General features: G+C 52.8%; 16 protein-coding genes. 2 read left to right on the top strand and 14 right to left on the bottom strand.

What is annotated here, in order from left to right; all coding sequences use genetic code 11:
- From QNK41_RS15990 to QNK41_RS16010, 5 genes are all read right to left on the bottom strand, one after another.
- Window positions 1-266: DNA-formamidopyrimidine glycosylase family protein (locus tag QNK41_RS15990; protein ID WP_319258681.1), on the bottom strand; the 266-nt coding region annotated here is incomplete at its 3' end.
- A 148-nt stretch (window positions 267-414) separates the two neighbouring features.
- Window positions 415-888: a GNAT family N-acetyltransferase gene (locus QNK41_RS15995; protein WP_319258683.1), complete on the bottom strand. Its 474-nt coding sequence runs from the start codon at window positions 886-888 to the stop codon at window positions 415-417.
- Between the two features lie 62 nt (window positions 889-950).
- The gene (locus QNK41_RS16000; RefSeq protein ID WP_319258685.1) at window positions 951-1,442 is read right to left on the bottom strand and encodes a DUF3795 domain-containing protein; all 492 of its coding nucleotides are present in this window, start codon (window positions 1,440-1,442) and stop codon (window positions 951-953) included.
- 70 nt (window positions 1,443-1,512) lie between these two features.
- On the bottom strand, window positions 1,513-2,757 hold the full coding sequence (locus QNK41_RS16005; protein ID WP_319258687.1) for an NAD(P)/FAD-dependent oxidoreductase: 1,245 nt from the start codon (window positions 2,755-2,757) through the stop codon (window positions 1,513-1,515).
- A 600-nt stretch (window positions 2,758-3,357) separates the two neighbouring features.
- Window positions 3,358-3,903: an N-acetyltransferase gene (locus tag QNK41_RS16010; protein ID WP_319258689.1), complete on the bottom strand. Its 546-nt coding sequence runs from the start codon at window positions 3,901-3,903 to the stop codon at window positions 3,358-3,360.
- Between the two features lie 113 nt (window positions 3,904-4,016).
- Between QNK41_RS16010 and QNK41_RS16015 the strand changes: the two genes are divergently transcribed.
- Window positions 4,017-4,253, top strand: coding sequence for a helix-turn-helix domain-containing protein (locus QNK41_RS16015; protein WP_413815167.1), 237 nt, complete (start codon window positions 4,017-4,019; stop codon window positions 4,251-4,253).
- Between the two features lie 54 nt (window positions 4,254-4,307).
- Here the strand turns inward: QNK41_RS16015 and folE2 are convergent, their stop codons facing one another.
- The 7 genes from folE2 to lon all read right to left on the bottom strand — a co-directional run bounded on the left by folE2 (window position 4,308) and on the right by lon (window position 10,955).
- Window positions 4,308-5,093 (bottom strand): GTP cyclohydrolase FolE2, encoded by a 786-nt coding sequence (folE2, locus tag QNK41_RS16020; RefSeq protein ID WP_319258691.1) that lies wholly within the window; start codon window positions 5,091-5,093, stop codon window positions 4,308-4,310.
- Window positions 5,094-5,129: 36 nt separating this feature from the next.
- Complete coding sequence (locus tag QNK41_RS16025; RefSeq protein ID WP_319258693.1) at window positions 5,130-5,861, bottom strand: ATP-binding protein; 732 nt, start codon at window positions 5,859-5,861, stop codon at window positions 5,130-5,132.
- Window positions 5,862-5,888: 27 nt separating this feature from the next.
- On the bottom strand, window positions 5,889-6,086 hold the full coding sequence (gene rpoZ / locus QNK41_RS16030) for a DNA-directed RNA polymerase subunit omega (RefSeq protein WP_319258695.1): 198 nt from the start codon (window positions 6,084-6,086) through the stop codon (window positions 5,889-5,891).
- A gap of 14 nt (window positions 6,087-6,100) precedes the next feature.
- Window positions 6,101-6,568, bottom strand: a complete 468-nt coding sequence (gene greA, locus QNK41_RS16035; protein ID WP_319258697.1) for a transcription elongation factor GreA — start codon at window positions 6,566-6,568, stop codon at window positions 6,101-6,103.
- Between the two features lie 377 nt (window positions 6,569-6,945).
- Window positions 6,946-7,614 carry a phosphatidylserine decarboxylase family protein gene (locus tag QNK41_RS16040; protein ID WP_319258699.1) on the bottom strand — a complete coding sequence of 223 codons (669 nt, stop codon included), beginning with the start codon at window positions 7,612-7,614 and terminating at the stop codon, window positions 6,946-6,948.
- Window positions 7,615-7,848: 234 nt separating this feature from the next.
- Window positions 7,849-8,523: a tRNA (adenosine(37)-N6)-threonylcarbamoyltransferase complex dimerization subunit type 1 TsaB gene (gene tsaB, locus QNK41_RS16045; protein ID WP_319258701.1), complete on the bottom strand. Its 675-nt coding sequence runs from the start codon at window positions 8,521-8,523 to the stop codon at window positions 7,849-7,851.
- Window positions 8,520-10,955, bottom strand: coding sequence for an endopeptidase La (gene lon / locus QNK41_RS16050; RefSeq protein ID WP_319258703.1), 2,436 nt, complete (start codon window positions 10,953-10,955; stop codon window positions 8,520-8,522). The genes tsaB and lon overlap by 4 nt, the downstream gene beginning before the upstream one ends.
- Before the next feature lie 244 nt (window positions 10,956-11,199).
- Between lon and QNK41_RS16055 the strand changes: the two genes are divergently transcribed.
- Window positions 11,200-11,976 carry an A24 family peptidase gene (locus tag QNK41_RS16055; protein ID WP_319258705.1) on the top strand — a complete coding sequence of 259 codons (777 nt, stop codon included), beginning with the start codon at window positions 11,200-11,202 and terminating at the stop codon, window positions 11,974-11,976.
- Window positions 11,977-11,997: 21 nt separating this feature from the next.
- Here the strand turns inward: QNK41_RS16055 and QNK41_RS16060 are convergent, their stop codons facing one another.
- Both QNK41_RS16060 and QNK41_RS23115 read right to left on the bottom strand, forming a co-directional pair.
- Entirely contained in the window at window positions 11,998-13,335 is a 1,338-nt protein-coding gene (locus QNK41_RS16060) for a PAS domain-containing protein (protein ID WP_319258707.1), read from the bottom strand.
- A gap of 61 nt (window positions 13,336-13,396) precedes the next feature.
- On the bottom strand, window positions 13,397-13,533 hold a 137-nt coding region (locus QNK41_RS23115), incomplete at its 5' end, for a putative nucleotidyltransferase substrate binding domain-containing protein (RefSeq protein WP_413815168.1).

Consider the following 13,533-nt stretch of genomic DNA (forward strand, 5'->3'; position numbering starts at 1 on the left):
TGGTCTCGGGGCTCCCAGTTCAGCCGCCCGGTCATGCGCAGGTGGATCATCAAGGTCAGGCTGCTGGACAGGTCAAACACGATATATTTGCCCCGGCGGGAAATCTGCCGGATTGTTCGACCTTTGATTTTATTGCAGAAGTCCGCAGGGTCCAGTTCAGCGATAGTTTTAGGCCAGTAAACCGCTGCACCGGAAATCAGACAGCCGGGGATGTTCTTCCTGCACAGGATATCAACGACGCTTTGGACTTCGGGCAGTTCAGGCATGGCGGCTATACGATCCGGCGTAAATGGAACTTTGCGTTTCAGTTAACATGCGCTTGGTTTCATTAATCAGCTGTGGCGATCGGAATGATACGCGTAAATTGCTGGGCAAATCATTTGCTATCCGTCAAATTCGAAAGCGGTGCAGGAGCTAATCGAGCGTTTTGAATGCATACACGAAATAGGGTTTAAAGCCATGACGCTCCCACACTTTTTGGGATCGCGAGTCTTCGGTAACGTAGGCCAGTTCAAGCCGGTTAATACCATTTTCACGGGCAAACGTTTCTACTCTATTCATCAGCATATGACTTAAGCCACGCCCACGATAGTCAGGCGATACGTCCAGATCGATGACGTATAGATAACGACGCTGGATGAAAAGTGGCAACTCTTCTTCAATATGACAGGTCACATAACCTGCCAGCAAATCATTTTGCATGGCCACCCAGGCAAATCGTTGGGAAGCAGCCAATTCTGCTTCTAAAATACCAGCCAATTTATCTTGATCGATGGCTGGCGTATAGACCGGTTCGAGCCTTGCCACTTCAATTGTGCATTGAATCCACAAGCGGGCAATATTCGATGCATCTTCCGCAATTGCGGCACGCACGTTCAGGTCGTTCATAGATACCTCTGTCGTCTCGTCAATGAGAATCAGGAGCAAGCGACGGGGGAAGCGAGCGCAGATTAGTCCAGATCCAACTTCACTTTACACCGGTTGCATCTGACCACGCCCCGGAAAACTTTGTTGCCACATTCAGGACAAATATAGCGGGCTTCTTCATCTTGAATCCACTTTTTTGTACCGACCGCCCGCCGATAAGGGATAGCCCGCAGAATTACTTTTTTGCCGACAGCCATCGGAAAGTTTTCGATATGCTTACAGGGAAACGCATCGCATTCGTGACATCCGCTGTACCCCTTCGCTTCTGCGCAATCCCTGATCTCACATTGTTGGCAATGCATAAACCGGTCGTCAGAAAAGCAGCCGCAGCATCGCATATCTTCAGTCGAAAGATTGCTGCTATTCGGAAGGATCCCTTTTTCGGGAATATCCCCCCGGTAAAGAGTCACCAACCGCTCCTTGAATTTTTGGTTGTTGTCTCGGTGCGCGATATAGATGGCGCAGACTCCGCAATAAAGACCGCACGGCGAAATGAAATCCGGATTTATCGTCATTGTTCTACTCCCTCATGGTTATCATCGATCCATTCTTTTTCAGGCCTTTTCTGGTGTTCCGTTATGGTGCTTATGAGCATTGCGCGGCGCTCCGTCCCGATAGCCAGCCGGTTGAGAATGCCGCCTGCAGATTGTACCCACCGGTATCGGCCTGTATATCGATCAGCTCTCCGGCAAAAAAAAGCCCCTTCATTTTCCTGGATTGCATGGTCCGCGGGTCAATCTCTCGCGTGTCTACTCCTCCAGCGGAAATAATCGCCTCGGCGAAAGGCCTGCATCCCGTTACTTCCAGCCGGAAATCCTTGAGCCAGTTCCGAAGGCGCCTGCGTTCTTTTGCAGAGATCGTGCAAACCGTGCGCTCGGCAGGAATTTCGATGCAATGCAGGCATACCGGAACCATTTCCCAGGGGATTAGTCCCCGCACAAGGCCGCTGATTGGCTGGACTCCTTTTGAAACAATGTCACGCTGAAGTCGCGCATCCAGTTTTTTTTCATCAAGAGCGGGTTTTAGATCAATGGAAAAGGCAACGTGGTGCCCACTGTTCAAGCTGTCGACGGCGTCACCGCTCAGGGTCAGAATCGATGGCCCGGTTATACCAAAATTGGTAAACACAACCTCACCAAAATGTTCCCTTCTCTTCCTGCCGTCGATCAGCATCCGCGTGTTGACATTGCGAAGATTGAGTCCGGCCATCTGTTTGGCTTCGTCGCCGGATGTGACCAGCGGCACAAGCGCCTGGCGAACCGGAATTACCGTATGCCCTGCGGATTCGGAAAGGCGGTAACCGTCTCCGGTCGATCCGGTAGCCGGATAAGTGGCCCCTCCCACAGCAAGAATAACGGCGTCACAGGGCATCTCCCTGCCTTGAGAAACCACACCGGTGACGCATTGATGATGGGTCACTATTTTATCGACAGGAGCGGAATGAATGATACGAACTCCTGATTTTTTACTCCATTGTAAAAGCACGCGATGCACATCCGGCGCTTTTCCGCTTGCCGGAAAAACACGCCCGCCCCTTTCGGTTACCAGCTTCAAGCCCAGCGCATTGAAAAATGCCATGAGTTCGGTATTGAAAAAACGTGCAAAGGCTTGCCGGAGAAAAGGGCCCGTCTTGCCGAAATAAGAAATAAATTCGGATACCTCGGCAATATTGGTGATATTGCAGCGGCCTTTTCCGGTAATACAAAGCTTGAGACCGGTCCGTTTCATTTTTTCAAGCAGAAGGGTATCCGCTCCAGCTTCAGCCGCCTGCCCGGCGGCCATCAGCCCTGCCGGGCCACCGCCGATGACAATGACTTGTCGTGCTTTCATATTCGTGGGTTCTCTGATTTCTCAGCCCGCTCCTGCGGGATCGATGACCGGAAATTGAAGTTCGTCAATATGTCTCCAGCCATTTGTATATAATCAAAGCATCTTGCCCCTCTTCTTCGGCAACGACTGTTTTGCGAGGCAAATGGAACCATTGTCTGATCACCTCCTCTTTTGGTATATCTTGGAATTAAGCCTATGTATCCCAAGCAGATACAATCTCATGAAATATCGGCCAGATTTCTTCGAAATCGGTTTCATTGGCTTGTCGTATTTGCATCAGACGATATCGACTTGTAACTTGACGCTAACGGTGAGTGGCGGACAGGCGCGTTTTCGACATATGCTTGTCCAACCCGTTACTATCTGGAATGTTAATTCGTGTTCATCCATAAAAGGTTATTTAGCCCGATATCTGCGTTATGCGAAAAATTTTATCCTCAGAATATCAAACATATGCCTGCGGTATAATTTTTCGCATGCCTTGATCTCGACCAAAATCCCTCATTTCTGGATGGACACTAATTCATAATTAGTCATCATCGTCAGGATACGGCTGTGGGGAGCACCGCATCCGCTGGAATGTTTGTTGGCACCATTTCTCTATTCTCGCCAATGCTCAGGTTGATTTAGCACATCGGAGCATCGGACTTTTCCAATTATTCGTCCAATAATTCCGGCGCTTAATTCTTGTACCATCCACGCACCGGCATGTTCTTCAGGTATGGGATATGGCGCTTCATAGCCTTTTTTACCAGCGGGTATGAATCCATAACGTGGATAATAATCAGGATGCCCCAACACAAAAACCAGTTCGACACCGGTTTCCTTTAGACGAGTTAGCCCCTCTTCAATTAGCTGACCACCAACTCCTTTGCTTTGGGTGTCAGGAAGAACAGCAAGTGGTGCAAGTATTTGGGCTGATACCGGTTCGGTCGTTTGCGTAAGCGTTGCGTTTGTAAAAAGTATGTGTCCGATCAATTGTTCGCCTTCAACAGCTACAAGTGAAAGCAATGGCGTTGCGGTTTTATCGTTGAATAAACCGTCAACAAGATCGGCTATCTCCGAACCTTTTTCTTTTCCAAACGCTTTGATGTGAATCTTTTCAATTTCAGTACCATCAAACGCTGATGACTTTCTTATCTTCAATGATCGTTCCTTTTTTATCCGCTGTTAATCAGACGCACGGCTTTTTGCATCAACGGTGATGGCAGACCGATACCGCCCAGGGCACTAAAGCCCGTATAACAGCACGGGTCGCCATTACCGGCGGTAATCGCTTTCAGGCGTCCAAACTGCTGGGCATGTATAGGCCCACGCTCCACGCCAAGATCGACAAATACGACCTGAATTCTAAACCAGCGTTCGATAGGTCGTCTGCTGACGGAATTAACCGCATGGTACGATTATGCTGCTTCGGTTTAAGGTTTTCAGGGGGGGGTGGTTATATCGCCTGCAGCAAGGGCCGCACTACAGACGAAGCCCAGTTTCTTCCTTAAGGCCTCGACCTTCGGTCCTCTGACATCAGTCTTCAGACTTCTGTCCTCAGGAATTCAGCTGGCTGGCACGACCCCATTGGTGATCTGCGCGTAGGCGCTGTGGTTATGAATGGATTCGAAGTTTTCGGCGCTGACGGAAAACCAGGTGATGTTATCGTCGGCAATCAGGCGCTCGGAAATGTCCCTTACGACATCCTCGACAAATTTCGGATTGGAAAACCCCCGTTCGGTCACATATTTTTCATCAACCCGTTTCAGCACCGAAAAGACGTCGCACGAGGCGCAGGATTCGACCAGCTCGATCATGTCCTCCAGCCAGATGAACTTTTTAAATCGGGTTTGAAGCCGGACGATGCCACGCTGATTGTGGGCACCATGTTCTGAAATTTCTTTGGAACAGGGGCAGACCGAGGTGATGGGTACGTTGACTTCGGAAACCAGGTCGATGTCGTTGCTTGAATTGCTGGATCCGGTAATCCGGCAGTTGTAGTCCATCAGTCCCGGTGCGTGGCTTACCGGGGCCTGCTTTTCGATAAAATAAGGAAAACTCACCTCGATATGGGCCGAGGCGGCATCCAGATTCTTTTTCATAGCCTCCAGCAGGACTGAAAATTTCTTCAGCGAGATCTCAGGGTTCAGCAGGTGGAGCATCTCGACGAACCGGCTCATGTGCGTGCCTTTGTATTCCTGGGGCAGGTCCACGTACATGTTGATCGACGCAATGGTGCTCTGGGAACCGTCGCGGCGGTCCTTGACGCGTATGGGGTAGCGCAGGTTTTTGATGCCGACTTTATCGATGGGGATATTGCGGTGATCCCGCTCATTTTGTACATCTTTCATGATCTGCCTATTGGATGGCGGAGGTGCGCGTAAGGGTTATTTTAACAGGTAATCAATCTTCACATGGCTCATGGCGCGGTAAATATTACCTTTGATCTTGCGGTTGGTTCGGTAAAGTCCCTCCAGCATCGCTTTGATTTCGGAACGTTTGGTGGCCCCGGCTGATGGGCACGGATTGGCGTACTGGGGAAACTGCTGCGCCCTGGCAAAGCGCCGGATGCTGTTTTCATCGACCATCGCCAGCGGTCGGATCACGGTGAAGCGACCGTTGAACAGTTCCTGCCGAGGCACCATGGTGCTGATCTCCCCGGCATAACAGATATTTAAAAAGAGCGTTTCAATGATGTCGTCCTTGTTATGCCCCAATGCCAGCTTGGTGCACCCCAGCCCGTCGGCAATTTCGAACAGCCGTTTGCGCCGGAGCCTGGCACAGAGAAAACAGGGGTTCTCCCGATTCACATCGCTGTGGGCGATAATTCCGTGGTCCGTTCGATCGACGGTCAGGGGAAATCCCAGGTGCCGGCAGGTATCGACCAGGTCGTCGGCAAAACTGCCTGGGAAACCGGGATCCACATAGATGGGAAGCAGCTCGTAGTGCACCGGCACCCGCTTTTGCCGCTCGGCCAGCGCCCACAAAAGAATCAGGCTGTCCTTGCCGCCGGACAATCCCAGCGCAATGCGGTCGCCGTCTTCGATCATGCCATAGCGGTGGATGGCCTTTCCAACCAGGCTGTTCAACGCTTTATATGTGTAGTTGTGCCGGGGCAAGGTGAACTCGTTTGGATCAACGATCTATTAATCGGTGTCGATCTTTTCTACGACCTTTCCGGCGGCAATTTCCCGCAGGGCGACGACAATATCCTCGTTTTTCGGGGAACTGACCAGGTATTCAGATCCTTCACGGATTTGCCGCACCCGTGCGGCAACCATATGAACCAGTTTGAAGCGGTTCGGTACTTTTTCCAGACAATCTTCAACAGTAATTCGTGCCACGGAAGCCCTCCTGTTTACAATATTTTCACCAGTTCGTAGACCCGCTTGCCGGCCGGAGCGGTGAGCACAATCTCATCCCCGGGCTTTTTCCCGATAATGGCCTTACCCAGCGGTGAGGTGACCGAAATGCGACCCTTTTCGATGTCGGATTCCTCGGGGCCCACCAATTGGTATTCCACCTCCTCGCCGGTATCCACATTTTCAAGCATCACCGTGCAGGCGAACACCGCTCGATCTTTGGGCAGGTTGTCCAACTCGATGATTTCCGCGGTTCCCAGTTTATATCCCAATTCAATGAGCCGGCCTTCGATAAAGCCCTGGCGTTCTTTGGCCGCATGATATTCGGCATTTTCACTGAGATCACCATGGGCTCGTGCCTCTTCAATTGCCCGGATCACAGAGGGTCTTTCGGTGGATTTGAGGTGTTCCAGCTCTTTTTTCAGCGTCTGGTAACCTTTTCGGGTCATGGGTATTCTTTCCAATGGGCGACTCCTAAATGATTCTCTATTTCAATTTTTTTACCCGGTATAGGCCTTAAGTAAAATAATTTGGATAGGCTAAATGGAGAAAGCCGTATGGTAATCCTGAGATGACCGATAACACAGTCCAAATTTATGATCTTATCGCCTATTACAGAAAAACAGATCCCCACGGCACAGGCCATTGGGGAATCAGATCAATCCGAATTCAATTTACAGCAACGGTTAACCGGTTCGTTTGTCTCTATCGCAATGGTGGTTTATCAGCCCGGCATGCGGTTTTTCCAAATCGCAACCAGCGTTTAGGACACCACGTAAACCGGACGAAGCGGGTTGACGGGCCATCGGCAGGTTACCGTTCAGCCGCTTGAATAGTTGCCCTACCATTTGCCCAGAATGCTGCTGCCGGCCTGGACTTTATCCCCAACCGCCACCCGGATATCTGTCTCAGGGGGCAGATAAATATCCAGCCGGGAACCAAAGCAGATCATGCCGAAGCGATGTCCCCGTTTCAACACATCACCAGCTTGAACGGCACAGATGATGCGCCGGGCAACCAACCCGGCAATTTGGACGAATCCCACCAGCCTGCCCGCCGCACTCTCCAACAACAGGGCGTTGTGCTCGTTGTCCGTCGACGCCTTGTCGAGGTTGGCGGAAAAAAATTTTCCCGGATGATAGGTCACCTGCCGGATCGTTCCCTCGTGGGGAACCCGGTTGACATGGACGTTGAAGACGGACATGAAAACACTGATCCGGGTGCAGGCACCTTCAAAGTAAGGCGTCTGGTCTACCGGTTCCACCTTTATCACCTTGCCGTCGGCCGGCGAAACCACAATCCCCTCACCGGTCGGAACCAGACGATCCGGGTCCCTGAAAAAAAAACAGATAAAACCAGTGGTAAAAAGCCCCAGGACGGCCAGCCACCCAACGCCAAGCAAGGCAAAAACAGCGGTGGTAAAAGCGGACGCGAATATAAACGAATATCCGGCCTTTGCCACTGGAAATGCGGTCTGACTGGGCGGATCGGACCATTTCAATTGTGTCATCGCATGCTCCCCGGCGACAACGGCTGCCGGTAAAAGGCTTTTTTCAACCCTTTTATTAAAGGGTTACCTATATCCAATGCCTGCGCACGTGTCAACAGCTACCCGACACCCGATTTGAAAACCAATCCATCACCTAAAAACAGACGTCTGCCGGGGTTGCCTGCCAGCCAGTGCAATAGCATGCCCATGTCCATTGTCGGCTTGTGGTTCAATGACATTGCATGTCAGGCCCGGTTAATGCCCGGCCATTTGAATCTGGGCGTCGGATTTGCGGACATATTCCGGGATCAGGTCATCGATGGGATCGACATCTTGTTTCCTGAACCGCTCCAAGGCCAGCCTGCCCACTGATGCGGCCCGGATGACATGTTGCATGGTATCGGCAAACCGGATGCGCGGGCTCCGGTTCTCAAAGACCCTCCGGTAAAGAAGGGCACCGGAGCCCACCAGGATGGCATTTTCCGGCAGTGCCGCGGCCACCGTTTCCGGCGCGCCCACCCATACCCGTGTCGCTGGTTGGGCGGATCCGCGATACTGGGTGTAGTAAATCTCTCCCCGCCGTGCGTCAATCATGGCCACCACGGGACAATCGTGAAGGGAAAACGGAAAGGCCAGTGCTGCTAGGCTGCTGACCCCGACCACAGGCGTCCCCGTGGCTGCAGCAAGCCCCTTTACCGTGCTGATTCCGATGCGTAATCCGGTAAAGGTCCCCGGCCCCCGGGTGACGGCAATACCGCCGACATCCGCAGGTTCGCATCGGCACTCCTCAAGAATCCTGTGGATCATCGACATAAGGTGACGGGAATGGGTTTTTCCCGCGGCATAAACCACCTCGGCAAGTAAACGGTCGCCACTGAGCAGGGCCACGCTGCAACTGGTGGTGGAGGTGTCGACGGCCAGAAGGTTCATGACCGGGCTTTGCCTGCGGGCTTTTTTTTGGCCTTCGGGGCCTTGGCTTTTTTTGGGGGCGCAGATTCGAGTGCGATCGCCAGGACCTCGTCCATATTGCGGACGGGAACGAACGTGAGCTTGCGCTTGACGTTCTTGGGGATCTCCACGAGATCTCTTTTGTTCTTTTCCGGGATGATCACGGTATTGATGCCGGCGCGAAGGGCACCCAGGGCTTTCTCCTTCAATCCCCCGATGGGCAGCACACGCCCTCGCAGGGTGATCTCACCGGTCATGGCCACATCCTTGTTAACGGGCCGTTCGGTCAACGCCGAAATCAGGGCCGTGGCCATGGCGATGCCGGCGGAGGGGCCATCTTTGGGAATGGCACCGGCCGGCACATGGATGTGAATATCCCGGTTGTCGAAGATCTCATCTTTCACCTTGAACAGGTCGATGTTTGCCCTGGCGTAACTCAGCGCCGCACGAGCCGATTCCTGCATGACCTCACCCAACTGGCCGGTGAGAATCATCTCCCCTTTTCCGTTGATCATCGAGGCCTCCACATACAGCACCTCGCCGCCGACCTGCGTCCATGCCAGGCCGGTTGAGAGTCCCACCTGGCTGTGTTCCTTGTCCATCTCCGGATAATACTTGGGCGGTCCCAGGTATTTTTCCAGGGATTGCCGGGTCACCTGGAACGGGCCTTTCGCCCCTTCGGCGATTCGTCGTGCCAATTTTCGGCAAAGGGTTCCCAGCTCGCGTTCGAGGTTTCTCAACCCCGCCTCGGAGGTGTACTCGTTAATGACCTGGACGATGGCTCCGTCGCTGAAGCGGATCTGACGGGGCTTGATGCCGTTCTCCTTGACCTGTCGCGGAATCAGGTGCGTTTTCGCAATGGTTTTCTTCTCATCCTCGGTATAGCCGGAAAGGTTGATCACTTCCATGCGGTCTAACAGCGCAGACGGGATGGTGTCCGAGATATTGGCGGTCAGGATGAACATGACTTTGGACAGATCAAAGCTGAGATTGAGGTAGTGATCGCTGAATTCAAAATTCTGCTCGGGATCCAGTGCTTCTAAAAGCGCCGAAGAGGGGTCGCCCCGAAAGTCGGCACCCAACTTGTCGATTTCATCCATCATGAACACCGGGTTGTTTGAACCGGCCTGCTTCAATCCTTGGATGATTCGCCCGGGCAGTGCTCCGATGTATGTGCGCCGGTGCCCCCGAATCTCCGCTTCGTCCCGTATGCCACCCAAGGAAATACGCACGAACTTTCGTTTCATGGCGTTGGCGATGGCCCGTCCAAGCGATGTTTTCCCCACTCCCGGAGGGCCCACGAAACAAAGGATGGGGCCCTTGGACTGGGGGTTGAGCTTGCGAACGCTCAGGTATTCAAGGATGCGGTCCTTGATCCGTTCCAGGCCGTAGTGGTCCTTATCCAGCACGGATTTGGCCTTCTTGATGTCGATAACATCGGTCGTGGACTTGCTCCAGGGCAGTTCCACCATCCAGTCCAGATACGTTCGAACCACCGATGATTCTGCGGAATCGGGGTGCATCTGCTCCAGGCGGCGAAGCTGTTTGTCGGCTTCCGCCTTGGCATCCTGGCTCATCTTCGCGCGTTTGATCTTAGTTTTGTACTCGTCGATTTCCTGGGTGCGCTCGTCCAGTTCTCCTAATTCCTTGTGAATGGCCCGAACCTGCTCCCGCAGGAAATAGTCTTTCTGGCTCTTGGATATTTCGTCCTTCACCTCGGATTGGATCTTGGCCTGCATGGCAGACAATTCCACTTCGTGAGACAACAGGTTGTTGACTTTTTTAAGGCGCTCGAAGGGGTCGATGATTTCGATGATGGCCTGGGCTTCGTCAATTTTCAAGCGAAGGTTTGAGGCCACCAGGTCTGCCAACCGGCCGGGATCTTCGATGCTGGTGAGAATTGACCCCACCTCGTTGGTGTACTCGCCCCGCAAGGTGAGAATTCTCTCGGAATATTCCCTCACATTGCGCATCAGCGCTTCGGCTTCCAGATCAACTGTGGAGGATTCAGGCTCCTCGATGATCTCGATTTTCACACGATACAAGGACCGCTTGCGCACATATTTGGCAATTCTGGCCTTGGCGATGCCCTGAACGAGAGCCTTGACACGCCCATCCGGCAGCTTGAGCATCCTCAAAATCCGGCTGACCGTTCCGATCTGGTAGATCTCCTCAGGTTTGGGGTTTTCAATCCCCGGATCGATCTGGGTTGCCACAAACAGGTATCGATCCTTTGAAATCGACTCTTCGATGGCGTTGACCGACTTTTCACGCCCCACAAACAAGGGCAGCAGCATATCCGTGAAGATCACCACATCCCGCACCGGCATCATGGGAAGGATCGTTGGAATGATCGCTTCCGGATCGTCCTCCTCGATAATGCTGATCAGATCATCTTTATCCGTTTCACCCATCTTGACTCCTGGAAATATCAATACCAAATTTCATTGAACCCACCCCTCAAGCGACGGGGTATACGCTCGTTGTCGCGGTCCACGGCCCCGCCAAAAGGACCGTATCGCAAAATGTCTTATATAATAACACTTAATTTTTCTTTGACAATGGCACGCCGGTTCTTTTAAGAAGCCTTAGCATCGTGTTTAAAATCGCTTACCGAACCAACCGGTCCTTCGGGCCAACACTCAACAATGGGCTGACATGACAACACCACTGATGGTGAACATACTGGCATTTTTCTTCGGCGCCTGCATCGGCAGCTTTTTGAACGTCTGCATCTACCGCATACCGGCCGCCTTGTCCATCGTTTATCCGGGTTCGAGCTGTCCCCGCTGCAAAACGATGATTCCTTTCTACGACAACATCCCTATCCTCAGCTATCTGCTGCTGAGGGGAAAATGCCGCAACTGCCAGGCACCCATCGCCATCCGCTACCCCTTTGTGGAACTGTTGGGCGGGCTCTTCGCCCTGGCCTGCGCTATGTCCTTCGGCCCCACGCTGCAGAGTTTGGTCGTTTTCGCCTTCATCGCGACCCTGACCGTAGTAACCTTTATCGACCTGGACCACCGGATCATTCCGGACGCGATTTCACTGCCCGGGATCCCACTTTTCTTTCTGGCCGCGTTAGCCGTCCCCAGCGTCACCTGGCGCGCCAGTGCCATCGGCATCGTGGTGGGGGGCGGGAGCCTTTTCGCTGTGGCGTGGGTTTACCAATTCATGACCGGACGGGAGGGCATGGGGGGCGGAGATATCAAGCTGCTGGCGATGATCGGCGCCATGATCGGTTGGCAGGGTATTCTGTTCACCCTTTTCGCCGCGTCAGCCATCGGTACCATCGTTGGCCTGCTGGCCATGATCCGATCCGGAAAAGGCATGCGGCTGGCCATTCCCTTCGGCCCCTTTTTGGCCATGGGGGCGATCATCTACCTGTTTTTCGGCCAGGGCCTCATCGCCTGGTACTTCAATTTTCTCCGGTAATTTCTTTGGACTTCAGTCCCATTAGATGGAGAGCAAATAGGTGCGCAGGTTGACCTTCTTCCCTTTGATGCCGAGCCGATCACGGATGGTGTACCGATATCCTTCGACCGTCCGGGTGGAAATGCCAAGCATGCGTGCGATCTCCCTGGCCTTTTTGCCTTGTTTGACCATGGCAGCCACCTTGATCTCAGTCGGGGTGAATCCGAGGTAATCGAAGGAAAGTTTACGACTCAGCGGTGAAATGATTTCGCTGAGGTTGGAGTCCAGGATGTCGAGATAGGCTTTTTGTTTGGCGTTCAACCCACTTTGTTTCATCTTGCTTAAATAAGGGCGAATCAGGGATTTGACATTGTAAAGGACCTTCTCTTCCAAGGCCTTGCGATCTTCGTCCCGCTTTTTCAAAAGGACTTTAAGTGCCGTATTCACTTCAGAAAGGTTGTCGGATCGGGACGCCAGTTCACGGCCTCTGACCGCAAGCGCCTCCTTGCTTTTCATCTGGTCAGTAATATCGAACAGGATGCCGTTCACGTAGCTGTCCTCCCGCCCATTAACGCAGGTGGCGATGACATGAATCCAGCGCCACTGGGCAAGGACGCGATGAAAAATCCTGAATCGATGGTTGAATTTGAGATCCGTGTGACCCTTGACGTAGGCGTAACGCAGCGCCTTGCGGTCATCTGGATAAACTTGGAACCACTGATTGACCACCTGCGACGGCGTGATACCGGCGATATCTTTTGCCGAAGGACTGATAAAAAGCACCTTCAACCTCCTGGGACGGACTGGATTCACCTGAAGCCGGAAGACGGCAAAATCCGAAGCGGTCTCCATGAGCAGCTGCTGGCTTGCACGGCTTTCAGCCAAGTCTTTCTGGATTTGACGCTCGCGGGTGATATCCCGGCCGCAGCCGACGGTGCCGATCATCGCCCCTGATTCATCCAAAAGCGGCGCCTTGTGGACGTCCAGAACCAGATATTGTCCGCGAACCAGTCCGTCCTCCACAAACCGCATGTTTTTTTGCCTGGTTTTTACGATCTCGTCTGAATTTTCACACACTTCACCGAAAGTGTGGCGCTGGCCGTTTGCCCGTTCCAGGTCAGCGAAGTAGACATCATTTTTACCAACCACCGCCTCTGGGCTTTTACACATGAGCAGCCGTTCGCAAAGGGCCCGGTTGGCGAACAGGTAGCGGTTGTCCATATCCTTGGCCCAGATCATGTCCGGCGCATTATCGGTAATGCGCCGGGTCAGTTTGGTCAAGGCATCGAAATCCGTTTGCCGGTTGGCAAGTTGCCGGGCAAGTTGCCGGTTTTCCGCTTCGAGGTTTTGAATCCGCGCCAACCATTCATCTCGACCCATCGTCTCTCCTGGTGTCATGTCATCCCCAATCCGCTGGATAGCACCCAACCGACCTTACCGGTCAGGCGATGCCGATAAACTCGAAATTCATCTTGGATTGAAACTTCTCTACCCTTTTGAAGATCTCCTTCAGCATGGTTTGTTCGATGTGGGTCAATTTTTTGGGATTGATGTAGTTGTCCGGCTTGGTATCGTCGT

The sequence above is a fragment of the Desulfosarcina sp. genome (assembly GCF_033791525.1).
GTDB lineage: Bacteria > Desulfobacterota > Desulfobacteria > Desulfobacterales > Desulfosarcinaceae > Desulfosarcina.

Bases quoted from the DNA above. Each gene is read 5' to 3' on its own strand.
- QNK41_RS15995 (WP_319258683.1), bottom strand. From the start codon at position 888: ATGAACGACCTGAACGTGCGTGCCGCAATTGCGGAAGATGCATCGAAT.
- QNK41_RS16000 (WP_319258685.1), bottom strand. From the start codon at position 1,442: ATGACGATAAATCCGGATTTCATTTCGCCGTGCGGTCTTTATTGCGGA.
- QNK41_RS16005 (WP_319258687.1), bottom strand. From the start codon at position 2,757: ATGAAAGCACGACAAGTCATTGTCATCGGCGGTGGCCCGGCAGGGCTG.
- folE2 (WP_319258691.1), bottom strand. From the start codon at position 5,093: ATGAAAGATGTACAAAATGAGCGGGATCACCGCAATATCCCCATCGAT.
- QNK41_RS16040 (WP_319258699.1), bottom strand. From the start codon at position 7,614: ATGACACAATTGAAATGGTCCGATCCGCCCAGTCAGACCGCATTTCCA.
- tsaB (WP_319258701.1), bottom strand. From the start codon at position 8,523: ATGAACCTTCTGGCCGTCGACACCTCCACCACCAGTTGCAGCGTGGCC.
- lon (WP_319258703.1), bottom strand. From the start codon at position 10,955: ATGGGTGAAACGGATAAAGATGATCTGATCAGCATTATCGAGGAGGAC.
- QNK41_RS16055 (WP_319258705.1), top strand. From the start codon at position 11,200: ATGACAACACCACTGATGGTGAACATACTGGCATTTTTCTTCGGCGCC.
- QNK41_RS16060 (WP_319258707.1), bottom strand. From the start codon at position 13,335: ATGGGTCGAGATGAATGGTTGGCGCGGATTCAAAACCTCGAAGCGGAA.